Source organism: Serratia sp. AXJ-M, assembly GCF_046531865.1.
Lineage (GTDB): Bacteria > Pseudomonadota > Gammaproteobacteria > Enterobacterales > Enterobacteriaceae > Serratia > Serratia liquefaciens.
The window spans coordinates 5,087,845-5,113,476 of record NZ_CP059394.1 but is presented as its reverse complement, the minus strand read 5'-3'; the positions used below and the strand labels follow the sequence as shown (position 1 = coordinate 5,113,476).

The 25,632-nt window shown below is 54.6% G+C and carries 19 protein-coding genes, 4 tRNA genes, 3 rRNA genes and 1 riboswitch; of the genes, 19 read left to right on the top strand and 7 right to left on the bottom strand.

The features are described from left to right. Window positions 1-25 precede the first annotated feature (25 nt). Window positions 26-1,246: an argininosuccinate synthase gene (locus H0S68_RS23805; RefSeq protein WP_020837526.1), complete on the top strand. Its 1,221-nt coding sequence runs from the start codon at window positions 26-28 to the stop codon at window positions 1,244-1,246. Window positions 1,247-1,324: 78 nt separating this feature from the next. Then, window positions 1,325-2,698, top strand: coding sequence for an argininosuccinate lyase (gene argH, locus H0S68_RS23800; protein WP_201895905.1), 1,374 nt, complete (start codon window positions 1,325-1,327; stop codon window positions 2,696-2,698). Between the two features lie 36 nt (window positions 2,699-2,734). Here the strand turns inward: argH and H0S68_RS23795 are convergent, their stop codons facing one another. From H0S68_RS23795 to H0S68_RS23780, 4 genes are all read right to left on the bottom strand, one after another. Next, a complete protein-coding gene (locus H0S68_RS23795; protein WP_410529057.1) occupies window positions 2,735-3,061 on the bottom strand; it encodes a type II toxin-antitoxin system HicB family antitoxin in 327 nt (108 codons plus the stop codon). After that, entirely contained in the window at window positions 3,048-3,308 is a 261-nt protein-coding gene (locus H0S68_RS23790; RefSeq protein WP_122080447.1) for a toxin HicA, read from the bottom strand. Before H0S68_RS23790 ends, H0S68_RS23795 begins: the two co-directional genes overlap by 14 nt. 165 nt (window positions 3,309-3,473) lie before the next feature. Beyond that, the gene (locus H0S68_RS23785; RefSeq protein ID WP_410529056.1) at window positions 3,474-4,922 is read right to left on the bottom strand and encodes a dihydrolipoyl dehydrogenase; all 1,449 of its coding nucleotides are present in this window, start codon (window positions 4,920-4,922) and stop codon (window positions 3,474-3,476) included. 77 nt (window positions 4,923-4,999) lie between these two features. Next, the gene (locus tag H0S68_RS23780) at window positions 5,000-5,731 is read right to left on the bottom strand and encodes a glutathione peroxidase (protein ID WP_048762356.1); all 732 of its coding nucleotides are present in this window, start codon (window positions 5,729-5,731) and stop codon (window positions 5,000-5,002) included. A 151-nt stretch (window positions 5,732-5,882) separates the two neighbouring features. Between H0S68_RS23780 and oxyR the strand changes: the two genes are divergently transcribed. After that, window positions 5,883-6,800, top strand: coding sequence for a DNA-binding transcriptional regulator OxyR (gene oxyR / locus H0S68_RS23775; protein WP_020837516.1), 918 nt, complete (start codon window positions 5,883-5,885; stop codon window positions 6,798-6,800). Here the strand turns inward: oxyR and sthA are convergent. After that, window positions 6,783-8,180 (bottom strand): Si-specific NAD(P)(+) transhydrogenase, encoded by a 1,398-nt coding sequence (gene sthA / locus H0S68_RS23770; protein ID WP_020837515.1) that lies wholly within the window; start codon window positions 8,178-8,180, stop codon window positions 6,783-6,785. The genes oxyR and sthA overlap by 18 nt on opposite strands. 215 nt (window positions 8,181-8,395) lie before the next feature. Here sthA and fabR point away from each other — a divergent pair, with 215 nt between their 5' ends. Both fabR and H0S68_RS23760 read left to right on the top strand, forming a co-directional pair. Continuing rightward, complete coding sequence (gene fabR, locus H0S68_RS23765; RefSeq protein ID WP_020837514.1) at window positions 8,396-9,028, top strand: HTH-type transcriptional repressor FabR; 633 nt, start codon at window positions 8,396-8,398, stop codon at window positions 9,026-9,028. 14 nt (window positions 9,029-9,042) lie between these two features. Then, window positions 9,043-9,411, top strand: a complete 369-nt coding sequence (locus H0S68_RS23760; protein WP_020837513.1) for a YijD family membrane protein — start codon at window positions 9,043-9,045, stop codon at window positions 9,409-9,411. 42 nt (window positions 9,412-9,453) lie between these two features. Here H0S68_RS23760 and trmA read toward each other — a convergent pair whose 3' ends face one another. Further along, entirely contained in the window at window positions 9,454-10,557 is a 1,104-nt protein-coding gene (trmA, locus tag H0S68_RS23755) for a tRNA (uridine(54)-C5)-methyltransferase TrmA (RefSeq protein ID WP_020837512.1), read from the bottom strand. 120 nt (window positions 10,558-10,677) lie between these two features. Beyond that, a riboswitch (cobalamin riboswitch) is annotated at window positions 10,678-10,891 on the top strand. Between the two features lie 67 nt (window positions 10,892-10,958). Between trmA and btuB the strand changes: the two genes are divergently transcribed. The 13 genes from btuB (at window position 10,959) to yjfF (ending at window position 24,339) form a co-directional block, all read left to right on the top strand. Continuing rightward, window positions 10,959-12,830 carry a TonB-dependent vitamin B12 receptor BtuB gene (btuB, locus tag H0S68_RS23750; protein ID WP_115060808.1) on the top strand — a complete coding sequence of 624 codons (1,872 nt, stop codon included), beginning with the start codon at window positions 10,959-10,961 and terminating at the stop codon, window positions 12,828-12,830. Then, window positions 12,775-13,638, top strand: coding sequence for a glutamate racemase (gene murI / locus H0S68_RS23745; protein ID WP_044554936.1), 864 nt, complete (start codon window positions 12,775-12,777; stop codon window positions 13,636-13,638). Before btuB ends, murI begins: the two co-directional genes overlap by 56 nt. A gap of 442 nt (window positions 13,639-14,080) precedes the next feature. Beyond that, window positions 14,081-15,623 (top strand): 16S ribosomal RNA (locus H0S68_RS23740). 75 nt (window positions 15,624-15,698) lie between these two features. Further along, window positions 15,699-15,775 (top strand) — tRNA-Ile (locus H0S68_RS23735). 37 nt (window positions 15,776-15,812) lie between these two features. Continuing rightward, window positions 15,813-15,888 (top strand) — tRNA-Ala (locus tag H0S68_RS23730). A gap of 205 nt (window positions 15,889-16,093) precedes the next feature. Then, window positions 16,094-19,001, top strand: a 23S ribosomal RNA gene (locus H0S68_RS23725). 103 nt (window positions 19,002-19,104) lie between these two features. Next, a 5S ribosomal RNA gene (gene rrf / locus H0S68_RS23720) occupies window positions 19,105-19,220 on the top strand. The 16S, 23S and 5S rRNA genes sit together here with 4 tRNA genes alongside, the layout of an rRNA operon. 95 nt (window positions 19,221-19,315) lie before the next feature. Further along, window positions 19,316-19,392, top strand: a tRNA-Asp gene (locus H0S68_RS23715). A 52-nt stretch (window positions 19,393-19,444) separates the two neighbouring features. Further along, window positions 19,445-19,520 (top strand) — tRNA-Trp (locus H0S68_RS23710). A 316-nt stretch (window positions 19,521-19,836) separates the two neighbouring features. After that, the gene (gene ytfQ / locus H0S68_RS23705) at window positions 19,837-20,793 is read left to right on the top strand and encodes a galactofuranose ABC transporter, galactofuranose-binding protein YtfQ (RefSeq protein WP_410529055.1); all 957 of its coding nucleotides are present in this window, start codon (window positions 19,837-19,839) and stop codon (window positions 20,791-20,793) included. Window positions 20,794-20,816: 23 nt separating this feature from the next. Beyond that, a complete protein-coding gene (gene ytfR / locus H0S68_RS23700; RefSeq protein WP_410529054.1) occupies window positions 20,817-22,331 on the top strand; it encodes a galactofuranose ABC transporter, ATP-binding protein YtfR in 1,515 nt (504 codons plus the stop codon). Between the two features lie 17 nt (window positions 22,332-22,348). After that, entirely contained in the window at window positions 22,349-23,350 is a 1,002-nt protein-coding gene (gene ytfT / locus H0S68_RS23695) for a galactofuranose ABC transporter, ATP-binding protein YtfT (protein WP_020837503.1), read from the top strand. Then, window positions 23,347-24,339, top strand: coding sequence for a galactofuranose ABC transporter, permease protein YjfF (gene yjfF / locus H0S68_RS23690; protein WP_410529053.1), 993 nt, complete (start codon window positions 23,347-23,349; stop codon window positions 24,337-24,339). The genes ytfT and yjfF overlap by 4 nt, the downstream gene beginning before the upstream one ends. 4 nt (window positions 24,340-24,343) lie before the next feature. On the opposite strand, the gene hdfR is transcribed toward yjfF, so the two are convergent. Beyond that, on the bottom strand, window positions 24,344-25,171 hold the full coding sequence (hdfR, locus tag H0S68_RS23685) for an HTH-type transcriptional regulator HdfR (protein ID WP_041415741.1): 828 nt from the start codon (window positions 25,169-25,171) through the stop codon (window positions 24,344-24,346). A 119-nt stretch (window positions 25,172-25,290) separates the two neighbouring features. On the opposite strand from hdfR, the gene H0S68_RS23680 reads away from it, so the two are divergent. Beyond that, window positions 25,291-25,629 (top strand): DUF413 domain-containing protein, encoded by a 339-nt coding sequence (locus H0S68_RS23680; RefSeq protein ID WP_020837497.1) that lies wholly within the window; start codon window positions 25,291-25,293, stop codon window positions 25,627-25,629. Window positions 25,630-25,632: the final 3 nt, after the last annotated feature.

Sequence of the window (25,632 nt, the reverse complement as noted above, 5' to 3'; positions counted from 1 at the left end):
ATTTAGAATTAAAAAGGAAAAGACCATGCAAAACCAAGGCATCAAAAAAATCGTTCTGGCGTACTCTGGCGGCCTGGATACTTCGGCCATCATTCCCTGGCTGAAAGAAAACTACGGCGGCTGCGAAGTGGTGGCGTTCGTGGCAGATATCGGCCAGGAGCGCAGCGATCTGGAAGGCGTGGAGCAAAAAGCCCTGCAATCCGGTGCCTCTGAGTGTCACGTTGTTGATCTGCGTGAAGAATTCATCAGTGATTATGTTTACCCCGTGCTGCAAACCGGTGCTCTGTATGAAGGCAGCTACCTGCTGGGGACCTCAATGGCCCGTCCGATCATCGCCAAGGCGCAGGTTGAGCTGGCGCTGAAGGTCGGTGCTGACGCGCTGTGCCACGGCGCAACCGGTAAAGGTAACGACCAGGTGCGTTTCGAAACCACCTATACCGCACTGGCGCCGCACCTGAAAGTGGTAGCCCCTTGGCGCGAGTGGAACCTGCGTTCCCGTGAAGCGCTGCTGGACTACCTGAAAGAGCGCAACATCCCGACCACGGCGTCGCTGGAAAAAATCTACAGCCGTGACGAAAACGCCTGGCATATCTCTACCGAAGGCGGCGTGCTGGAAAGCCCGTGGAATGCACCGAATAAAGACTGCTGGGTCTGGACCGTCGATCCGCAGGAAGCTCCGGATCAGCCAGAGCAGGTGACTGTCACCGTCGAGAAAGGTCGGGTAGTGGCGGTAAACGGCGAAGCGTTGAGCCCGTACAAATGCCTGGAAACCCTGAACGTGCTGGGCGCCAAACATGGTGTGGGCCGTATCGATATCGTGGAAAACCGTTTGGTGGGTATCAAATCCCGCGGTTGCTACGAAACCCCGGGCGGCACCATCATGGTGGCGGCACTGCGTGGCGTTGAGCAGCTGGTTCTGGATCGCGATAGCTTCAAATGGCGTGAGCAGCTGGGCCTGGAAATGGCTTACGTAGTGTACGATGGCCGTTGGTTCGCGCCGCTGCGTCGTTCACTGCAAGCATCTGCTGAGGCACTGGCCGAAGAAGTGAACGGCGAAGTGGTGCTGCAGCTGTACAAAGGCCAGGTAACGGCAATTCAGAAGAAATCTGCCAATAGCCTGTACTCTGAAGAGTTCGCCACCTTTGGCGAAGACGAAGTTTACGATCACAGCCATGCCGGTGGCTTTATCCGCCTGTTCTCGCTCTCTTCACGCATCCGTGCGCTGAACGAGAAAAAGAACAAGTAACTTTATTGATTATTCGGCGTGACTTGATAAGGGCGCAGCGTGCTGCGCCCTTATTCGCATAAAATTCAGGAGTAAGGTATGGCACTTTGGGGCGGACGGTTCAGTCAGGCGGCAGATCAGCGGTTCAAGCAGTTAAATGATTCTTTGCGCTTCGATTATCGCCTGGCGGAACAGGACATCGTAGGGTCAGTGGCCTGGTCGAAAGCGCTGGTGACCGTCAACGTATTGACGGCGACCGAGCAGCAACAGCTGGAACAGGCGTTGAGCGTGCTGTTGGAAGAGGTACAGGCCGATCCGCAGGCGATTGTCAGCAGCGATGCGGAAGATATTCACAGCTGGGTGGAGCAAAAGCTGATCGACAAGGTCGGCGATCTCGGTAAAAAGCTGCACACCGGCCGTAGCCGTAACGATCAGGTCGCGACCGATCTGAAATTGTGGTGCAAACACCAAATTGGTGAACTGCATCAGGCCATCGTGCAACTGCAACAGGCGCTGGTGGAAACCGCCGAAGCCAACCAGGATGCGGTGATGCCGGGTTATACCCACCTGCAGCGTGCGCAGCCGGTGACCTTCGCGCACTGGTGTCTGGCCTATGTTGAAATGCTGGCGCGTGATGAAAGCCGCCTGCAGGATACGCTGAAACGCCTGGACGTCAGCCCGCTGGGCAGTGGCGCACTGGCCGGTACTGCGTACCCGATCGACCGTGAGCAATTGGCCGGTTGGCTGGGCTTTGCGTCGGCAACCCGTAATAGCCTGGACAGCGTTTCGGATCGTGACCACGTGCTGGAACTGTTGTCTAACGCCTCCATCAGCATGGTGCACCTGTCGCGCTTTGCCGAAGACCTGATCTTCTTCAACAGCGGTGAAGCGGCCTTTGTCGATCTGTCCGACCGCGTGACTTCCGGCTCCTCGCTGATGCCGCAGAAGAAAAACCCGGATGCGCTGGAGCTGATCCGCGGTAAATGCGGGCGTGTACAGGGTGCATTGACGGGCATGATGATGACGCTGAAAGGCCTGCCGCTGGCGTACAACAAAGATATGCAGGAAGACAAGGAAGGGTTGTTCGACGCGTTGGATACCTGGATGGACTGTCTGCAGATGGCGGCGCTGGTGCTGGATGGCATCCAGGTGAAACGTCCGCGTTGTAAGGAAGCGGCAGAGCAGGGCTACGCCAACTCGACCGAACTGGCGGATTATCTGGTCGCCAAAGGCGTGCCATTCCGTGAGGCGCACCATATCGTCGGTGAGGCGGTGGTAGAGGCGATTCGCAAGGGTAAGGCGTTGGAAGCCCTGCCGTTGGCTGATTTGCAGAAATTCAGCGCGGTGATTGGCGACGACGTATACCCAATTCTGGCACTTCAATCATGCCTGGATAAACGTTCCGCCAAGGGCGGTGTTTCTCCTCAGCAGGTCGCCAGTGCGATAGCCGCAGCGAAACAGCGTTTGGCTTGAGTGGCGTAAGGGCAGCCCGGTGCTGCCCTTTATCGATTATCCCGCCAGCCGTGCGCAAAGATAGCGGTTCAGGCTGACACCTTCCTCTATAGCGTTGATCGCCAGACGTCGATGTTGTTCCGGTGTCATACGCAATACCAGTTTGCCGCTGAAAACTCTCTCGGCCAGCGCCTGTGGCGGTGTTTCACCCTGTGCCAACAGGTCATTGATCATCTCACTAACCAGTTTTTCAATACCTTCAAGCGCTGCGCTACGCGTTGCGGCCAGCCACGACAGGGAAGGAAATTCTGTGCAGAGGCCGACATATTCGTTGTCCTCTTCCGACCAGGTGATGCGATAAGTGTAATGCTCATGCTTTTCCATGTTCATCCTCCATTTTGACCAATGCGGCAATGACCTGTTTAACCTGATATACCTTTGCCGTGCCTCCATTTCCGCGTTGTATATTAATCCGGGGATCGCCTTGCCAGGGCATGCGGTAAACGTGATGACTGCCGCCGTTCAAACGCGGTGGGCCGAACCAGCGCGTACAAATTGTTACCAACTCAGTGAATCTGATGCTGTTCTGCCGTTGTTGCAGATCTTCAATGGCACTCCTGATTCCTTTCATGCATGCATCTTATTTTAGTATCATTATTGATATCATTTCAATGTGGCGACATAAAAATGACCTGACATGCGCTGAGCGGCAAGCAGCAAGCGACAAGAGTGGAATTCGAAGCGCAAAAAAAACCGGGCACGAAGGCCCGGTGGGGATAGATAGCAGGGGGAAGAACTACTCGCCCGGACAGCGTTGGCAGCGTTCCGCCTCGGCTTCGCCCAGTTTCAGTTTTGACTGCAAGTCACGCAGTGCGGTACGCAGGCCTTCTTCGATCACCGGGTGATAGAACGGCATGTCCAGCATCTGGTTGATGGTCATTTTCTGCTGATGTGCCCAGGCTAACAGGTGAGCAATGTGCTCGACGTCCGGCCCCATCATTTCTGCGCCGAGGAAACGCCCGGTACCTTGTTCGCCGTAGACGTGCAGGATGCCTTTATTACGCAGCATCACCCGTGAACGGCCCTGATTTTCGAATGACACTTCACCGATTTCGAAACAGCCGCAGGCGCTGAATTTTTCATTCAGCTCGCGGAAGGTGGAACCGACCATGGCAATCTGCGGGTCGGAAAATACCACCGAGATCGCACTGCGGCGCAGGCCCGGGGTCACTTCCGGGAAGCTCCCGGCGTTGGTTCCGGCAATGCGCGCCTGATCGCTGGCTTCGTGCAATAACGGCAGCTGGTTGCTGGCGTCACCGGCGATAAAGATATGCGGCACGTTGGTTTGCATCGTCAGGCGATCGGCCTGAGGCACGCCCCTGGCATCGAGCACCAGACGGGTGTTCTCAAGACCCAGATTATCGACGTTCGGTCGACGACCGGTGGCAGCCAGGACGTAATCCACCATGATCTCCTGCAGTAAGCCGTTCAGACCCTGATAGCGGATAAAGACCTTGTCGCCTTCGCGCTGCATCATGTCCACTTTCACATCGGCATCAAGATAGAACTCTTCGCCCAACGCTTTGGCGGCATAGTTGCGTACCGTACTGTCGGTTAGCGGCCCGACGGCACCACCAACGCCAAATACTTTGGTTTCGACGCCGAGGCGATGCAGCGCCTGACCCAACTCCAGGCCAATTACGCCGGGCCCGAACACGGCCACCGAGTCTGGCAAATCAGTCCAGTTGAACACGTCATCATTGACGATCAAGCGGTCGCCCAGCGCATTCCATGCTGCCGGCCAGCTTGGGCGGGACCCGGTGGCGATAACGATGCGTTGCGCCACAATGCGGGTGTGATCGTCCACCTGCAAAGTATTGTCGTCGATGAAACGGGCGTAACCCTGAATTTTGTCGGTGGCCGGGATTTCGTCGACACCTTCCAGCACGAAGCCGACGAAACGGTCGCGCTCGCGTTTAACACGGTCCATGACTTCACGGCCGTTAATGGTAGTTTTTCCGGCGGGATACACGCCAAAACCCGGTGCCCGCTCGATTTGATGCACCGCCTCGGCGGCGGCAATCAGCAATTTTGATGGCATGCAGCCAACGCGGGCACAGGTGGTGCCATAAGCTCCGCCTTCGATCATCACCACGCTTGGGGTGGCAAGCTTGGCGGCGCGATAGGCGCCCAGACCGGCGGTGCCGCCGCCGATGACCGCGACGTCAACATTCAACTGTTTCATATCCGCTCCTGAAAGCTAAAAAAAGGGCGGGCCGAAGCCCGCCAAAAGTTCACGTTGGCTTTGTTATTACTTATAAATCAGGCTGACAGGAAGTTTTCCAGGTCATCGCTGCCGCCGATATGACGGCCGCCGATGAAGACCTGAGGTACGGTTGCGCGGCCGGTGACGGCGCGCAGGCTGACGGTGGTGGCGTCCTGACCCAGTACGATCTCTTCATACTGGATGCCACGTTCCTGCAGCATTTGTTTGGCTTTGGCGCAGAATGGGCAGCCCGGTTTGGTGAACAGGGAAACCGACTCCTGTACTTTGAATTCCGGCGCCAGGTATTTCAGCATGGTGTCGGCGTCAGACACTTCAAACGGGTCGCCCGGCTTGTTAGGTTCGACGAACATTTTTTCCACCACGCCGTTGCGCACCAGCATGGAATAACGCCATGAGCGCGGGCCAAAACCCAGATCCGCTTTCTCGACCAGCATGTCCATGCCTTTGGTGAACTCGCCGTTGCCGTCTGGAATGAAGGTGATGTTCTCTGCGTGCTGATCGGCCTTCCAGGCGTTCATTACGAAGGTGTCGTTCACTGAAACGCACAGAATGCTGTCAACGCCGTGCTGTTTGAATACGCTGGACAGTTCGTTGTAGCGCGGCAGATGGCTGGAAGAACAGGTTGGGGTAAACGCGCCCGGCAGTGAAAACACGATGACGGTTTTGTCTTTGAACAGGTCGTCGGTGGTGACGTCAATCCATTGGTCGCCCTGACGGGTGTGGAAGGTAACCTGAGGGACTTTTTTGCCTTCTTGACTGGTAAACATGAATTAACCCCTTAATTAGGAAAAATAATTTTTAGCTGTTAGCGCGGTATCGCTTCGTTGGGTGACATTATTGACGTCGGGGCTTGATAGATCTAATCGCTCATTGCTATCTTATCTATCGCCATGAGCTATCGTGGTCTGGAGGGAAACAATGAATATTCGTGATTTAGAGTACCTGGTCGCTTTGGCCGAGCACCGGCATTTCCGCCGTGCCGCCGATTCTTGCCATGTTAGCCAACCCACGCTGAGTGGGCAGATCCGTAAGCTGGAAGACGAACTGGGTGTGATGCTGCTCGAACGTACCAGTCGCAAGGTGTTATTCACCCAGGCGGGCCTGTTGCTGGTGGAACAGGCGCGTACCGTGCTGCGCGAAGTCAAAGTTCTGAAAGAGATGGCCAGCCAGCAAGGTGAAGCCATGTCGGGGCCGCTGCATATCGGCCTGATCCCCACCGTCGGGCCTTATCTGCTGCCGCAGATCATTCCTACGCTGCACAAAACCTTTCCCAAGCTGGAAATGTACCTGCATGAAGCGCAAACCCAACAGCTGCTGGCGCAGCTCGACAGCGGTAAACTTGACTGCGCCATTCTGGCGCTGGTGAAAGAAACCGAAGCCTTTATTGAAGTGCCGCTGTTTGACGAACCGATGAAGCTGGCGGTGTATTCCGATCATCCATGGTCGCAGCGTGACCGCGTGGCGATGCCGGATCTGGCCGGTGAAAAGTTGTTGATGCTGGAAGATGGCCACTGTCTGCGCGATCAGGCGATGGGCTTTTGTTTCCAGGCCGGGGCCGACGAAGATACTCATTTCCGGGCGACCAGCCTGGAAACGCTGCGTAATATGGTTGCAGCCGGCAGTGGGATCACTTTGTTGCCTTCACTGGCGGTACCGCCGCAGCGTGAGCGCGACGGCGTGTGTTACCTGGACTGTTTCAAACCTGAACCCAAGCGCACCATTGCGCTGGTGTACCGCCCCGGCTCCCCATTGCGCAGTCGTTATGAGCAATTGGCCGAGGCGATCCGCGAGCACATGCAAAGCTACATGGGCACCACGTTAAAACAGGCGGTTTAAGCCGTTCAGCGCTGCCACCCGGTAGGCTTCGGCCATGGTCGGATAGTTGAAGGTCGTATTAACGAAGTATTCGATAGTATTGCCTTCACCTTTCTGTTCCATGATCGCCTGGCCGATGTGGATGATCTCTGCCGCACGCTCGCCGAAGCAGTGGATCCCAAGGATCTGCAGGGTGTCGCGATGGAACAGGATCTTCAGGCTGCCGACGTTCATGCCGGCAATCTGCGCGCGGGCCAGATGCTTGAACTGTGCACGACCCACTTCATACGGCACTTTCATCGCCGTCAATTCCTGCTCGGTTTTACCGACGGAGCTGATTTCCGGAATGGTGTAGATACCGGTCGGGATATCTTCAATCAAATGTCCGCTGGCTTCGCCGGAGGAAATCGCCTGTGCGGCAATGCGGCCCTGATCGTAGGCGGCAGATGCCAGACTCGGGTAGCCAATCACGTCACCCACGGCATAAATGTGCGGCAGCGCGGTCTGGTACATGCTGTTCACTTTCAGCAGGCCACGGCTGTCTGACTCCAGACCGACGTTCTCCAGCCCCAGCGAGTCGGTATTACCGGTGCGGCCGTTGGCGTACAGCAGGCAATCTGCCTTCACTTTCTTGCCGGATTTCAGGTGAACAATCACGCCGTCTTCGGTGCCTTCTATCTTCTCGAACTCTTCGTTGTGGCGGATCACCACGCCGTTGTTCCAGAAGTGATATGACAGCGAGTCCGACATTTCCTGATCGAGGAACGCCAGCAGACGATCGCGGGTGTTGATCAGATCCACCTTCACGTTCAAACCGCGGAAGATAGATGCATATTCACAGCCGATCACCCCGGCGCCATAGATGATGACGTGACGCGGTTCGTGGTTCAGTTCGAGAATGGAATCACTGTTATAAATACGCGGATGGTTAAAATCGACGCTCGACGGGTTGTACGGGCGTGAGCCGCAGGCAATAACGATGTGATCGGCGCGGATGGTGTCCTGGGTGCCGTCCATATAGCTGACGCTAACGGTGTTGGCGTCGATAAAGCGCGCATCGCCGGCAAACAGCTTGCACTGGTTGCGCTCATAGAATCCCTGACGCATCCGGGTTTGCTGATTTATGACGTTATCGGCGTGGCGTAAAATGTCAGGGAATGTCGCGCTGAGCGTGCGTGAATTGTTATAAAGCGGGTTCTGGTTGAATTCGATAATGCGGCTAACGGCGTGGCGGAGGGCTTTGGATGGGATGGTGCCCCAATGGGTACATCCACCGCCTACGTTATTGTACCGTTCTATCACGGCCACGCGGGCGCCCTGCTTCACCAACCCCATAGCGGCACCTTCACCACCTGGGCCCGAGCCAATGACTATGGCATCAAATTGATAGTGCTGTTGCATAGGGGAGAGACCTGTCTTATACAAAATTACAACGGTATCTTAACATCATAGCGCTGAGTGCCCAATCACCATTAGGCTTTTTGAGGCAAAGCACAAATGGTGCAGGCTGAAACTGTGACAGGGCGCGTTTGTATAAATGCTGTTGCAATAAAATTTGCTATATTGCCGGGTCTACGGCGTTAGACTGAGAAAATGGATCTTATCTGGATATGCATATGGGCGTCAGAGCACAACAAAAAGAACGGACTCGTCGTTCCCTCATCGAAGCGGCCTTCAGCCAACTGAGCGCTGAACGCAGCTTTGCCAGTCTGAGCCTGCGCGAGGTCTCGCGTGAAGCGGGCATCGCGCCGACGTCATTTTATCGCCACTTCCGTGATGTGGACGAGCTGGGGTTAACCATGGTGGATGAGAGCGGCCTGATGCTGCGTCAACTGATGCGGCAGGCGCGGCAGCGTATCGCCAAGGGGGGCAGCGTGATCCGCACCTCGGTCTCCACCTTTATGGAGTTTATCGGCAATAATCCCAACGCCTTCCGCCTGCTGTTGCGTGAACGTTCCGGGACCTCGGCGGCCTTTCGTGCGGCGGTGGCGCGTGAGATCCAACATTTTATCGCCGAACTGGCGGATTACCTCGAGCTGGAAAACCATATGCCGCGCAGTTTCACCGAAGCGCAGGCGGAAGCTATGGTCACCATCGTTTTCAGCGCCGGTGCTGAAGCGCTGGATATCGACATCGATCAACGGCGTCGGCTTGAGGAGCGCTTAGTGTTGCAACTGCGGATGATTTCCAAAGGCGCTTATTATTGGTATCGCCGCGAACAAGAAAAAACTTCTGTATCCCACGTATAAAAAGGTAGAAAGCGATGGAAAAACCAGGCCGTGAGAATGGCACCTTACTGCTGGCGTTGATTGCCGGCCTTTCAATCAACGGTTCGTTCGCCGCGCTGTTCAGCTCGGTGGTGCCGTTTTCGATTTTCCCGATTATTGCTTTGGTGTTGGCGGTGTATTGCCTGCATCAACGGTATCTGCACCGCGCGATGCCGGATGGCATACCTAAGCTGGCGGCGGCGACCTTCCTGCTGGGGGTGCTGCTGTACAGTGCGATAGTGCGTGCCGAATACCCGCAGATCGGCTCTAACTTCCTGCCGGCGATTATTTCCGTGGCGCTGGTGTTCTGGATTGGCATGAAGCTGAAGGCGCGCAAGGCGCTGGATGAGAATACCCCGGCGTAAGGGGAAAACCAGGGGCGCAGCAAGCGCGGCGCCCCTGTGAGATTAAACGCGTTTTTCCAACAGTACGCCGCATTCCATGTGATGGGTATACGGGAACTGATCGAACAATGCCAGACGGCTGATTTGATGAGTTTCCTGCAACGTCTCCAGATTGGCGCACAGCGTTTCCGGGTTGCATGAGATATACAAAATTCGCGGATAAGCCTGCACCATTTTTACCGTTTCATCATCCAGTCCGCTGCGCGGCGGATCGACAAAAATGGTTTCGCAGTTATAGCTGCTCAGATCGATACCCTTCAAACGATTAAACTCGCGTACTCCGTTCATCGCCTGGGTAAAGTCTTCCGCCGCCATACGGATAATCTGTACGTTGTCGATATGATTGGCGGCAATGTTGTACTGCGCCGCGGCAACGGAAGGCTTGGCGATTTCAGTGGCCAGCACCCGCTCGAAGTTACGCGCCAGCGCCAGGGAGAAGTTGCCGTTGCCGCAATACAGCTCCAGCAGATCGCCTTTAGAGCCGGCGGTCACGTCCAGCGCCCATTCCAGCATCTGTATGTTCATCGCCGCATTCGGCTGGGTGAAGCTGTTTTCCACCTGACGGTAAATCATGTCGCGGCCGGCGACCGGCAGGACTTCATCGACGTAATCCTGATCCAGCATGATTTTCATCTTCGACGCACGACCAATCAACTGCAGGTCAAAGCCCTGGGCGCGGAGATCATCCCGCAGCTTTTCTGCCTGCTGCTGCCAGGCGTCGTCCAGCTTACGGTGATACAGCAGCGAGGCGATGATTTTGCCGCTGCGGGTCGACAGGTAATCAATCTGGAACAGCTTGCGGCGCAAAATAGGATCCGGCTTGATGGCGGCGATCAGTGCGCTCATCAGGCGGTTAATCAATTCGCTGGCGGCAGGAAACTGCTCGACGCGGATGCGTTGCTTGGTCTGCTGGTCAAACATGATGTGGTACATCTCGTCCTCATCATGCCAGATGCGGAATTCTGCGCGCATGCGGTAGTGTTCGACTTGCGAGCGGAACACTTCCGGCTCGGGTGCCGTGAACGGTGACATCAGCGTCTTCAGCCGGGCAGTTTTTTCCGCCAGTTGGTCATCGTAACGTTCAATAGGCAAATTCTCGGGCGTCATGTTTCTTCTCGTCAGGCAAATTTGATCAGCGGGGATTGTAGGGAATCAGTCCGTGAAGTCCAGTTTTGTCGTGTTTATTATTTGTAACATTGATAGCAGTCTAGACATCTATTTACATTGATCGTAGCATTGTCGTCCGGCCTCAAGCAGTGAGTGAAAAGGGAATCCGGTGTGAATCCGGAGCTGACGCGCAGCGGTAAGGGGAAGTCACGGCGATAGCGTTTTACGCAGACACTGTCCATTGCAGGACGGGAAGTCATCGCCCGGTGCTGGTAGCTAAGAGGCCGCCCGCAACTCCCAAGCCCGAAGACCTGCCGGTGTTACGTCGCAATGTCCGTGGCCGTCGCGAAATACCGGCCATGATCCTGCGGCATCCGCCAATTAAGTTTGGATGCTTTTTCATGACAATTACAAAAAATACGCTGCTGGCGGTGGTTTCTTCCGTCACGGCTTTTTCTGGCTGGGCGCAAGACAACACCACAGCGAATAACAGCGAAAATCTGGTGGTTTCCGCCAACCGCTTCCCGCAGCCGGTTTCTTCCGTGCTGGCACCCACTTCCGTCGTCACCCGTGATGAAATCGACCGCTGGCAGGCAAAAAGCCTGACCGATGTGATGCGCCGCCTGCCGGGTGTAGACGTTGGGCAGAACGGTGGCCTGGGGCAAAAAAGCTCGCTGTTCATTCGCGGCACCAATTCCAGTCATGTGCTGGTGCTGATCGACGGTATCCGTCTTAATCAGGCCGGTATCAGCGGCTCTTCCGATCTCAGCCAGATCCCGATTTCGCTGGTGCAGAAAGTTGAATATATTCGTGGCCCACGTTCGGCGGTTTATGGCTCCGATGCCATCGGCGGCGTGGTTAACATTATTACCACCCGCGAAAAGAACGGCACTACGCTTTCCGCCGGTGTGGGGTCTAACGGCTACCAGGCCTATGACGCGTCTACTCAACAACAGCTGGGCGACAGCACGGTTGCCACGGTCGCCGGTAACTACACCTATACCAAAGGTTATGATGTGGTGGCCTACGGCAGCACCGGCATGCAAAGCCAGCAGGATCGCGACGGCTTTATGAGCAAGTCGTTGTACGGCGCTGTTGATCATCAGTTCAACGAGGCTATCAGCGGTTTTGTTCGTGGTTACGGTTACGATAACCGCACGGCTTACGACGCGTATTACTCTTCGCCTACCAGCGCGCTGGTTGATACCCGCAAACTCTATAGTCAAACCTGGGATACCGGCCTGCGTTATAAGGAAGGCATCTACGCGACGCAGTTGATTGGCAGCTACAGCCACAGCAAGGATTATGATTACGATCCTCGTCGCGGCATGTATGACAGCTCAGCCAGCCTGGTGGACTCCGAGCAGTACAACCTGCAATGGGGAAATACTCTTCAGGTAGGTCAGGGTACGGTCAGTTCGGGGATTGACTGGCAGCATCAGCAAATCAAGCCAGACTCCACCACGGTTAACGGTGAAAAAACCCAACGCAACGCCGGTGTTTATCTGACTGCGCAGCAGTTGGTCGGGCCGGTCACTCTGGAAGGGGCGGTTCGCGGCGACGATCATTCCGAATTTGGCTGGCATGGCACTTGGCAAACCAGTGCGGGCTGGGAGTTTATTGAAGGGTACCGTTTCATCGCTTCCTACGGCACGGCATTCAAAGCCCCTAATATGGGTCAGCTGTATGGCAACTTCGGCAATAATACCGATCTAAAACCGGAAGAAAGCAAACAGTGGGAAGGGGGCTTTGAAGGTTTGACCGGGCCGGTAACCTGGCGCGTGTCCGGCTACCGCAACGATATTGATAACCTGATTGATTCCACCGGCGAGACCAACTACGTCTATTACAATGTTGGCAAGGCCACAATTAAAGGTATTGAAGCTACAGCTTCATTCGACACGGGTCCGTTAACCCATCACATTGGTTACGACTATGTCGATCCGCGTAATGCCAAAACCAATGAAGTGCTGCTGCGCCGTGCCAAACAGCAGGTAAAGTATGAGCTGGATTGGCAGGTCTATGATTTTGACTGGGCAGTGACCTATCAATACCTGGGTGAGCGTTATGATAAAGACTACAGCACCTATCCAGAGCAAAGCGTCAAACTTGGCGGTGTCAGCCTGTGGGATCTCGCAGTTTCGTATCCGGTCACATCTCATCTGACAGTTCGTGGTAGAATCGCCAACCTGTTTGATAAAGATTATGAGACGGCTTATGGCTACGCTACTCCAGGAAGAGAATACTACCTCACTGGAAGCTATACCTTCTAACACCCCTGCTACGGCCCGTCCGACGGTGCTGGTATTTGATTCCGGCGTCGGCGGGTTATCGGTGTATCAAGAGGTTCGGCAACTGCTGCCGGACCTCCACTATATATACGCCTTCGATAATGTGGCGTTTCCCTACGGCGAGAAATCCGAAGAGTTTATTGTTGAGCGCGTGCTGGAGATTGTCAGCGCGGTGCAGCAACGGCATCCTCTGGCGATAGTCATCATCGCTTGTAACACGGCCAGTACGGTCTCCCTGCCGGCCCTGCGCGAACGCTTTACCTTCCCGGTTGTCGGCGTGGTGCCTGCCATCAAGCCTGCTGCCCGCCTGACCGCCAATGGTGTGGTGGGCCTGCTGGCTACCCGCGGTACCGTACAGCGTACTTATACCCATGAGCTGATCGCCCGTTTCGCTACCGATTGCAAGATCGAGCTGCTTGGCTCCTCTGAGCTGGTGGAACTGGCAGAAGCCAAGCTGCATGGTGAAGCCGTACCGCTGCCGGCGCTGAAGAAAATTCTCCATCCATGGCTGAGCATGCGCGAGCCACCGGATACCGTGGTACTCGGTTGCACCCATTTCCCTTTATTAGCAGAAGAGCTAATGCAGGTGTTGCCTGAGGGAACCCGACTGATCGATTCCGGCGCGGCGATTGCCCGTCGTACCGCATGGCTGATTTCGACGCAGGAAAATCTGGTGTCGACGCAGGAAGAGAATCTGGCGTATTGCATGGCGTTAAATGAAGATACTGACGCTTTATTGCCCGTCCTACAGGGATATGGCTTTAAATCGTTGAAAAAACTGCCTCTTTAAGGCTGTTTTGGTTAAATGTTCAACGGTCGGAAAAAATATTGAAATTAGGGGTTGCGGCCTTCTGAGAACTCCCTATAATGCGCCTCCACTGACCGGGAACAACGACTCCTCTAACGAGAACCAGTCGCCCAGCCAGGAAGAAGCAAGTCGGTGAAAACACCGTTTCTTAATAAGAAAAAAGCTTGACTCTTCAGCGGGAAAGCGTAATATGCACCTCCCGCGTTACCGAGAAACATCTTAGTAACGAACGCTCTTTAACAATTTATCAGACAATCTGTGTGGGCACTCCACAAGACGATATCCAGAACCTTCGGGTTCAAAAAAATATCAAGTCTTGAAGAGTGACCAAGCAATAATTCATTTAGTTGACGTGTTTAACTGATGAATATTACGAAAGTTAATTTTCGAGCATCGCTTCACGAGTTGAAGCAAATCAAGCTTTTAATTGAAGAGTTTGATCATGGCTCAGATTGAACGCTGGCGGCAGGCCTAACACATGCAAGTCGAGCGGTAGCACAGGAGAGCTTGCTCTCTGGGTGACGAGCGGCGGACGGGTGAGTAATGTCTGGGAAACTGCCTGATGGAGGGGGATAACTACTGGAAACGGTAGCTAATACCGCATAACGTCTACGGACCAAAGTGGGGGACCTTCGGGCCTCATGCCATCAGATGTGCCCAGATGGGATTAGCTAGTAGGTGGGGTAATGGCTCACCTAGGCGACGATCCCTAGCTGGTCTGAGAGGATGACCAGCCACACTGGAACTGAGACACGGTCCAGACTCCTACGGGAGGCAGCAGTGGGGAATATTGCACAATGGGCGCAAGCCTGATGCAGCCATGCCGCGTGTGTGAAGAAGGCCTTCGGGTTGTAAAGCACTTTCAGCGAGGAGGAAGGGTTCAGTGTTAATAGCACTGTGCATTGACGTTACTCGCAGAAGAAGCACCGGCTAACTCCGTGCCAGCAGCCGCGGTAATACGGAGGGTGCAAGCGTTAATCGGAATTACTGGGCGTAAAGCGCACGCAGGCGGTTTGTTAAGTCAGATGTGAAATCCCCGCGCTTAACGTGGGAACTGCATTTGAAACTGGCAAGCTAGAGTCTTGTAGAGGGGGGTAGAATTCCAGGTGTAGCGGTGAAATGCGTAGAGATCTGGAGGAATACCGGTGGCGAAGGCGGCCCCCTGGACAAAGACTGACGCTCAGGTGCGAAAGCGTGGGGAGCAAACAGGATTAGATACCCTGGTAGTCCACGCTGTAAACGATGTCGACTTGGAGGTTGTGCCCTTGAGGCGTGGCTTCCGGAGCTAACGCGTTAAGTCGACCGCCTGGGGAGTACGGCCGCAAGGTTAAAACTCAAATGAATTGACGGGGGCCCGCACAAGCGGTGGAGCATGTGGTTTAATTCGATGCAACGCGAAGAACCTTACCTACTCTTGACATCCAGAGAATTCGCTAGAGATAGCTTAGTGCCTTCGGGAACTCTGAGACAGGTGCTGCATGGCTGTCGTCAGCTCGTGTTGTGAAATGTTGGGTTAAGTCCCGCAACGAGCGCAACCCTTATCCTTTGTTGCCAGCGCGTAATGGCGGGAACTCAAAGGAGACTGCCGGTGATAAACCGGAGGAAGGTGGGGATGACGTCAAGTCATCATGGCCCTTACGAGTAGGGCTACACACGTGCTACAATGGCGTATACAAAGAGAAGCGAACTCGCGAGAGCAAGCGGACCTCATAAAGTACGTCGTAGTCCGGATCGGAGTCTGCAACTCGACTCCGTGAAGTCGGAATCGCTAGTAATCGTAGATCAGAATGCTACGGTGAATACGTTCCCGGGCCTTGTACACACCGCCCGTCACACCATGGGAGTGGGTTGCAAAAGAAGTAGGTAGCTTAACCTTCGGGAGGGCGCTTACCACTTTGTGATTCATGACTGGGGTGAAGTCGTAACAAGGTAACCGTAGGGGAACCTGCGGTTGGATCACCTCCTTACCTAATGATATTGATTCGCGTGAAGTGCTCACACAGATTGTCTGATGAAAAAGTAACGAGCAGAAATACCTTTATAGGCTTGTAGCTCAGGTGGTTAGAGCGCACCCCTGATAAGGGTGAGGTCGGTGGTTCAAGTCCACTCAGGCCTACCACTTCTTGAAGTGGAAAAGGTACTGCACGTGACTGTATGGGGCTATAGCTCAGCTGGGAGAGCGCCTGCCTTGCACGCAGGAGGTCAGCGGTTCGATCCCGCTTAGCTCCACCATATAGTCCTGTATTTCAATACTTCAGAGTGTACTGGCAACAGTATGCTGCGAAGTATTTTGCTCTTTAACAATCTGGAACAAGCTGAAAATTGAAACATGACAGCTGAAACTTATCCCTCCGTAGATGTATTGGGGTAAGGATTAACCTGTCATAGAGTCTCTCAAATGTAGCAGCACGAAAGTGGAAACACCTTCGGGTTGTGAGGTTAAGTGACTAAGCGTACACGGTGGATGCCTAGGCAGTCAGAGGCGATGAAGGGCGTGCTAATCTGCGATAAGCGTCGGTAAGGTGATATGAACCGTAATAACCGGCGATACCCGAATGGGGAAACCCAGTGCAATTCGTTGCACTATCATACGATGAATACATAGTCGTATGAGGCGAACCGGGGGAACTGAAACATCTAAGTACCCCGAGGAAAAGAAATCAACCGAGATTCCCCCAGTAGCGGCGAGCGAACGGGGAGGAGCCCAGAACCTGAATCAGTTCTTGTGTTAGTGGAAGCGTCTGGAAAGTCGCACAGTAAAGGGTGATAGTCCCGTACACTAAAATACATTAATTGTGAGTTCGATGAGTAGGGCGGGACACGTGACATCCTGTCTGAATATGGGGGGACCATCCTCCAAGGCTAAATACTCCTGACTGACCGATAGTGAACCAGTACCGTGAGGGAAAGGCGAAAAGAACCCCGGCGAGGGGAGTGAAATAGAACCTGAAACCGTGTACGTACAAGCAGTGGGAGCACCTTCGTGGTGTGACTGCGTACCTTTTGTATAATGGGTCAGCGACTTATATTTTGTAGCAAGGTTAACCGTATAGGGGAGCCGTAGGGAAACCGAGTCTTAACTGGGCGAATAGTTGCAAGGTATAGACCCGAAACCCGGTGATCTAGCCATGGGCAGGTTGAAGGTTGGGTAACACTAACTGGAGGACCGAACCGACTAATGTTGAAAAATTAGCGGATGACTTGTGGCTGGGGGTGAAAGGCCAATCAAACCGGGAGATAGCTGGTTCTCCCCGAAAGCTATTTAGGTAGCGCCTCGTGAACTCATCTTCGGGGGTAGAGCACTGTTTCGGCTAGGGGGCCATCCCGGCTTACCAAACCGATGCAAACTCCGAATACCGAAGAATGTTATCACGGGAGACACACGGCGGGTGCTAACGTCCGTCGTGAAGAGGGAAACAACCCAGACCGCCAGCTAAGGTCCCAAAGTCATGGTTAAGTGGGAAACGATGTGGGAAGGCATAGACAGCCAGGATGTTGGCTTAGAAGCAGCCATCATTTAAAGAAAGCGTAATAGCTCACTGGTCGAGTCGGCCTGCGCGGAAGATGTAACGGGGCTAAACCATGCACCGAAGCTGCGGCAGCGACGCTTAGGCGTTGTTGGGTAGGGGAGCGTTCTGTAAGCCGTTGAAGGTGGCCTGTGAGGGTTGCTGGAGGTATCAGAAGTGCGAATGCTGACATAAGTAACGATAAAGCGGGTGAAAAACCCGCTCGCCGGAAGACCAAGGGTTCCTGTCCAACGTTAATCGGGGCAGGGTGAGTCGACCCCTAAGGCGAGGCCGAAAGGCGTAGTCGATGGGAAACAGGTTAATATTCCTGTACTCGGTGTTACTGCGAAGGGGGGACGGAGAAGGCTAGGCTAGCCGGGCGACGGTTGTCCCGGTTTAAGCGTGTAGGGGGAGTGACCTGGTAAATCCGGTTACTTATCAACCCTGAGGCGTGATGACGATGCACTACGGTGCAGAAGTAGTTGATGCCAAGCTTCCAGGAAAAGCCTCTAAGCATCAGGTAACACAGAATCGTACCCCAAACCGACACAGGTGGTCAGGTAGAGAATACCAAGGCGCTTGAGAGAACTCGGGTGAAGGAACTAGGCAAAATGGTGCCGTAACTTCGGGAGAAGGCACGCTGGCGCGTAGGTGAAGAGACTTGCTCTCGGAGCTGAAGCCAGTCGCAGATACCAGCTGGCTGCAACTGTTTAATAAAAACACAGCACTGTGCAAACACGAAAGTGGACGTATACGGTGTGACGCCTGCCCGGTGCTGGAAGGTTAATTGATGGGGTCAGCCGCAAGGCGAAGCTCTTGATCGAAGCCCCAGTAAACGGCGGCCGTAACTATAACGGTCCTAAGGTAGCGAAATTCCTTGTCGGGTAAGTTCCGACCTGCACGAATGGCGTAATGATGGCCAGGCTGTCTCCACCCGAGACTCAGTGAAATTGAACTCGCTGTGAAGATGCAGTGTACCCGCGGCAAGACGGAAAGACCCCGTGAACCTTTACTATAGCTTGACACTGAACATTGAGCCTTGATGTGTAGGATAGGTGGGAGGCTTTGAAGCGTGGACGCCAGTCTGCGTGGAGCCAACCTTGAAATACCACCCTTTAATGTTTGATGTTCTAACTCGGCCCCGTAATCTGGGGTGAGGACAGTGTCTGGTGGGTAGTTTGACTGGGGCGGTCTCCTCCCAAAGAGTAACGGAGGAGCACGAAGGTTAGCTAATCACGGTCGGACATCGTGAGGTTAGTGCAAAGGCATAAGCTAGCTTGACTGCGAGAGTGACGGCTCGAGCAGGTACGAAAGTAGGTCTTAGTGATCCGGTGGTTCTGAATGGAAGGGCCATCGCTCAACGGATAAAAGGTACTCCGGGGATAACAGGCTGATACCGCCCAAGAGTTCATATCGACGGCGGTGTTTGGCACCTCGATGTCGGCTCATCACATCCTGGGGCTGAAGTAGGTCCCAAGGGTATGGCTGTTCGCCATTTAAAGTGGTACGCGAGCTGGGTTTAGAACGTCGTGAGACAGTTCGGTCCCTATCTGCCGTGGGCGTTGGAAGATTGAGAGGGGTTGCTCCTAGTACGAGAGGACCGGAGTGAACGCACCACTGGTGTTCGGGTTGTCATGCCAATGGCACTGCCCGGTAGCTAAGTGCGGAAAAGATAAGCGCTGAAAGCATCTAAGCGCGAAACTTGCCTCGAGATGAGTCTTCCCTGGGCCTTTAAGGTCCCTGAAGGAACGTTTAAGACTAAGACGTTGATAGGCTGGGTGTGTAAGTGCAGCGATGCATTGAGCTAACCAGTACTAATGATCCGTGAGGCTTAACCTTACAACACCAAAGGTGTTTTTAGAGAGATTGTAGAGATTTTCAGCGAGTTCCGAGATTGGTTTCAATGGCTACGGGAGTGGCGGTTGGAATGAAACAGAATTTGCCTGGCGGCAATAGCGCGGTGGTCCCACCTGACCCCATGCCGAACTCAGAAGTGAAACGCCGTAGCGCCGATGGTAGTGTGGGGTCTCCCCATGCGAGAGTAGGACACTGCCAGGCATCAAATAAACGTTATCAGCCTGACAACTGGTAATGAGCAGGATCGCCAAGCGCGGTTTTGCCCACATCGAAAGATGTGACGTAAAAGAATCGGTGGAGCGGTAGTTCAGTTGGTTAGAATACCTGCCTGTCACGCAGGGGGTCGCGGGTTCGAGCCCCGTCCGTTCCGCCACTTATTTAAATTATGCCTGCTATCTTAGCGGGCATAATGTTAAGCGAGATTTAGGGGCGTAGCTCAGTTGGTAGAGCACCGGTCTCCAAAACCGGGTGTCGCGAGTTCGAGTCTCTCCGCCCCTGCCATATTAGAAACCCTTTGCGAAAGCGAAGGGTTTTTTTTTGCGTGAAATTTCCCCATCTCCCCTAATTCCCCTGAAAGATCGCTTAAAACTCCCACCGAAATCGTTCCCAATTTAGACATTTTTAGCTGGATCCATGTACAAAATGGTTGTTCTGCCGTGATGTGATGCCGCGCATTATTCCTGCCCGATTTTCGACTACACCTAATGTGTGTCCAACCCTAAGGACACCCACTTCACCAGAAAAAAATGCAGCATACACAACAACGATAATCCCTGCCCGGCGTGGTTCCATGCCAAGGCAACGCGAGGAGAACAACATGGTTAGACGTCTGCTGTTAGCGGCCGCCATTACTGGCGCTTTGGTAGGTACGGGACAGGCGGCACCGCTGGTCGTCGGCTTTTCACAGATTGGTTCCGAATCGGGTTGGCGTTCGGCGGAAACCAAGGTTTCGAAACAGGAAGCGGAAAAGCGGGGTATCACGCTGAAAATCGCCGATGCGCAGCAAAAACAGGAAAACCAAATCAAAGCGGTCAGATCTTTCCTTGCTCAGGGTGTTGACGCCATTTTCATTGCACCGGTTGTCGCCACCGGCTGGACGCCTGTGCTGCAGGAAGCCAAAGAAGCCAAGATCCCGGTATTCCTGCTCGACCGAATGATTGAGGTAAACGACCCTTCGCTGTATACCGCGGCGGTGGCTTCTGACAGCGTGCACGAAGGTAAAGTCGCAGGAGAATGGTTGGTGAAAGAGGTCGCCGGCAAGCCTTGCAACGTAGTCGAGCTACAGGGCACCGTGGGCGCCAGCGTTGCCCTCAACCGTAAGAAAGGTTTTGCTGACGGCATAGCCTCCGCCGCCAACGTTAAGATCATCCGCTCGCAATCTGGTGATTTTACGCGCAGCAAAGGTAAAGAAGTGATGGAAAGCTTCATCAAGGCTGAGCAAAACGGCAAAAATATTTGCGCCGTTTATGCACATAACGACGACATGGCAATCGGCGCCATCCAGGCGATCAAAGAGGCGGGTTTAAAGCCGGGCTCACAGATCAAAATCGTTTCTATCGACGGTGTGCCTGACATATTTAAGGCAATGATGAACGGTGAAGCCAATGCCACGGTCGAGCTAACCCCGAATATGGCCGGGCCGGCGTTTGATGCGCTGCTGGCGATGAAGAAAGACGGTACCCCGCCGCCGAAGTTTATCCAGACCGAGTCCAAGCTGCTGCAACCGGATACGGCTAAACAGGAGTTCGAGCTGAAGAAAAGCATGGGCTATTAATCTACTCACCGGCGGAGCAGCAGATGGCTAACTCTCAGACGACATTATTGACGATTAAGGGATTATCCGTTGAATTTCCTGGCGTAAAAGCGCTGGAGCAGGTTGATGTCACGTTGCAGCGCGGAGAGATCATGGCGCTGCTGGGCGAAAATGGCGCGGGGAAATCCACGCTGATCAAAGCGTTGACCGGGGTTTATCAGCGTTCCGCCGGCGAGGTATTACTGGAAGGCATCGCCATTGCCCCGCAGAGCACCGCGCAGGCGCAGACACTGGGCATTGGTACGGTTTATCAGGAAGTTAACCTGCTGGCGAACATCTCGGTGGCCGCCAACCTGTTCATCGGGCGAGAGCCTACGCGCTTCGGCCTGATCGATCAAAAAAAACTGCTGCGTCAGGCTCAGCAGCTTTTACTGGGGTATGGGCTGCAGTTGGACGTCAGCCAGCCGCTGGGTAATTACTCCATTGCCATCCAGCAGATTATCGCTATCGCGCGGGCCGTCGATCTGTCCGCCAAAGTCTTGATTCTTGATGAGCCAACCGCCAGCCTGGATGCCAAAGAGGTCAGCATGCTGCTGGACATTCTCAGCCAGCTCCGTAGTCAGGGAATGGGAATGATCTTTGTTACCCATTTTCTCGATCAGGTTTACCGCATCAGCGATCGCATCACCGTACTGCGCAACGGCAAGTTAGTGGGAACGAAAGCCACCGGCGACTTACCGCGTATGGAACTGGTACAGATGATGCTCGGCCACGCGTTTGATGAGTCATTACTGAAACGCAGCGAGCATACGCCCTCAAAGGCGCCATCGTTGGTTGAATTCAGCGGTTATGGGCGGCGCGGGATGGTTGAGCCCTTTGATCTGCAGATTCGCCCGGGTGAGATTGTAGGGCTGGCCGGGCTGCTGGGATCGGGGCGTACCGAAACGGCCCAGCTCATATTCGGTATCAAACCGCGCGACAACGGCAGTGTAAAAGTCGAAGGGCGTGCGGTGAACATCCGAACGCCACGTAACGCTGCCAGCCTCGGCTTCGGGTATTGCCCCGAAGATCGTAAGACCGATGGAATCATCGGCGCTGCGACCGTGCGGGAAAATATCATTTTGGCCCTGCAGGCTCAACGCGGCTGGCTAAGGCCGCTCTCGCTGAAAGAGCAAACCCGCATTACTGAAAGCTATATCCAACTGTTGGGCATTCGTACTCCTGGGCCAGAACAGCAAATCCAGTATCTGTCCGGCGGTAATCAGCAGAAGGTGCTGTTGTCACGTTGGCTGGCGACGAAACCCCGTTTTCTGATCCTGGATGAACCGACGCGCGGCATTGACGTTGGTGCGCATGCCGAAATCATTCGCTTGATCGAAAAGCTCTGTGACGAAGGTCTGGCATTGTTGGTGATCTCCTCCGAACTGGAAGAACTGGTGGGTTATGCCGATCGCATCGTTGTGCTTCGAGACCGGAAACACGTAGCGCAGCTTGAACATAACGCCATTACGGTGCCTGCAATCATGCAGGTAATAGCCGCACAACAGGGGGCAGGATGAACCTCAGGAGTTTCTCCATGACCAGTGGGCCGCGTAAAGTCAGGTGGGTCATCCCTGCCGGAGCAACGCAACTGGGGGCGCTGGCGGTGATTTTGCTTATCGACAGTCTGGTCGCCCCGAATTTCTTTTCCCTGCATATTCAAGACGGTCGACTGTTTGGCAGCGTAATCGACATTGTTAATCGCGGCGCACCGGTCGCGTTATTGGCATTGGGCATGACGTTGGTAATCGCCACCGGTGGTATCGACCTTTCGGTGGGAGCGGTGATGGCGATAGCCGGTGCCACGGCGGCAACGCTGACCAGTGCCGGTTATCCGCTGAGCTATGTACTGGCAGCCGCCCTGGCGGTTGGCGCACTGTGTGGCCTGTGGAACGGTTTTTTGGTGGCGGTGCTGCAGATACAGCCGATTGTTGCCACGCTGATGCTGATGGTGGCTGGGCGCGGCATTGCCCAACTGATTACCGAAGGGCAAATCGTCACCTTTGAGCGAGAGGGGTTGGCGTGGCTCGGCAGCGGTACGCTGATGTATTTGCCGATGCCGGCGATCATTGCTGCGGTCATGCTGCTGTTGATCTGGCTGTTAACGCGTAAAACGGCGTTGGGACTGTTTATCGAAGCCGTAGGCATCAATCTGCGTTCCGCGCGTAATGCAGGTGTCAGCACCGGCTGGGTGGTGATGGCGGTGTATGTGATCTGCGGGCTGTGCGCCGCCGTTGCCGGCGTTATCGTCACGGCGGACATCCGTGGCGCTGATGCCAACAATGCCGGGTTGTGGTTGGAGCTGGATGCGATCCTGGCGGTTGTGATTGGCGGCGGTTCACTGTTGGGCGGTCGTTTTAACCTGTTGCTGTCGGTAGTGGGGGCATTAATTATTCAGGGGATGAATACCGGCATTCTGCTGTCCGGCTATCGGCCTGAGTTTAATCTGGTGTTGAAGGCGATTGTAGTGTTGGCGGTGTTGATGGTGCAATCGCCCAGCTTCACGCTGCGCCACCTGCTTGGGAGAAGAAAACCATGATCAAACGTAATCTTCCGCTGCTGATTACCGTCCTGGTGTTCCTTCTGGGCTACACTTTTTGTCTTACGCAGTTTCCCGGCTTTGCCTCAACGCGGGTGTGGTGCGATTTGCTGACCGACAACGCCTTTCTGGGCATCGTCGCGGTCGGCATGACGTTTGTGATCCTTTCCGGCGGTATCGATCTGTCAGTCGGCTCGGTGATCGCCTTCACCGGGGTGCTGCTGGCCAAGTTGATCGGAACTTACGGTATTGCACCGGGTTATGCGTTCATCATCGCGCTGTTGATGGGGGCGTCGTTCGGCGCGCTGATGGGTTGGATCATTGATGTGCTGAAGCTACCGGCGTTTATTATTACGCTGGCCGGAATGTTCTTCGTACGGGGCATGAGTTTTATTGTTTCAGAGGAGTCGATTCCCATCGATCATCCGCTGTATGTGACGCTGGCGAACTATGCCTGGAAAATGCCGGGCGGTGGGCGCTTTACATTGTTGGCGCTGGTGATGCTATTGGTTGTGGCGGTCGGCATGGTGCTGGCGCACCGTACGCGCTTTGGGCATAACGTCTACGCCATCGGCGGTAATCGGGTCTCTGCCGCGCTGATGGGCGTACCGGTACAGCGTACCACCGTGCTGATTTATATGCTCTCAAGCACGCTGGCGGCACTGTCCGGGATCATTTTCTCGCTGTATACCTCGGCAGGTTATGCCTTGGCGGCCAGCGGCGTGGAGTTGGATGCCATTGCTGCCGTCGTGATTGGCGGTACCTTGTTGACCGGTGGCGTGGGCACCGTTTTGGGCACGCTGTTTGGCGTGCTGATCCAGGGATTGATTCAGAGCTACATTACCTTCGACGGCACGCTCAGTTCGTGGTGGACCAAAATCGTTATCGGTATTCTGCTGTTCTGCTTTATCGGCCTTCAGAAGGCGATAAGCGCGTTTTGGCTCAGCAGGCGAACCCAACCCCGGCATCCTCGTTTGAAGCCGTTATAGCGCCTCATGCTGAGGTTTTCAAAGGTATTTTCAGCAGTTGCCGGATCAGCGGCTGCTGGTCGCTATTTTGCAGCCAGACGGCGTACAGCGGGCGGATAATGGCCGGGATCTCGGCGATGGCGGTTAACTGCGGGTAATCATTCTCCCACTGACTGGGCAGGAAGGCGCAGCCACCGGTGGTTTCCAGCAGTTGCCGGGTCAGATGCGCAGAGGTAGTGGTGAGCACCGGAAGAGTGTCGCTCTCCAGCATGCGGCTTTCCTGCTGATGGAAATCAGCCCCCCATTCCAGCTTGATATAGGGCATCGGCGCATGTTGATCGCGCAGGGTGGAAGAGAACAGCCGCAACGAGAAATTCCCCAACAGCTGGCTGGCCAGTTCATCCATCTTTGGCGGCTCGGTGGTGATGAGCAAATCGAGCTGTCTTTCATGCAGCTGTTTTACCAAAGAGTGCCGTAGCGCCACCCTGGCCTCCAGCTGCAACGCCTCACGCTGCTGATAGAGCGACTGCAGCCAGGGGGTCAAATAAGCCTCCCACAATGACGCCGTGGCACCGATGGATAACTCGGTATGTTGCAGTGAACGCACCACCTCTTTTTTCGCCAGTTGCCAGGTCATCATCAGGCTCTCTGCATAGGGCAAAAGCCGCTCTCCAGCAGGCGTCAGGCGGATATTGTTGCGGTGACGGGTGAACAGATTCGCGCCTAATTGGTTTTCTAACTGGCGGATGCGGAAACTGACGGCGGACTGCGTTAAGTACAAGGATTCTGCGGCTCGGCCAAAGTGACGCGTTCTACTGACCTCCAAAAAGGTTTTCAGTAATTCGGTATCCACACCCATCTCCAGTAATTTTTATCGTTAAGATTTAAATGTTTTGTTTTACACAATGTCAAGCCTATCTAATACTCCGCGCCATAAACAGCACGGCCATGAGAGAATTAGGAGCGTGTCAGATGGCGGATAGCTTCACCACGACCAGTCGATTTTTTGATAATAAACATTACCCTCGCGGGTTCTCCCGTCACGGCGATTTCACCATTAAAGAAGCGCAATTGCTAGAGCGTTTCGGGTATGCGTTCAACGAGCTGGATACGGGTAAACGCCAGCCGGCCACTGAAGAAGAACAGTTGTTCGTCGCAGTGTGCCACGGTGAGCGCGAGCCGGTTACCGAGCAGGAAAAAGTATGGGCTAAATATCTGGCGCGCACACGTCGCCCGAAAAAATTCCATACTCTGTCCGGCGGTAAGCCGCAGGCTGATGCGGTGGAAGATTACACCGACAGCGAGGATTGATTT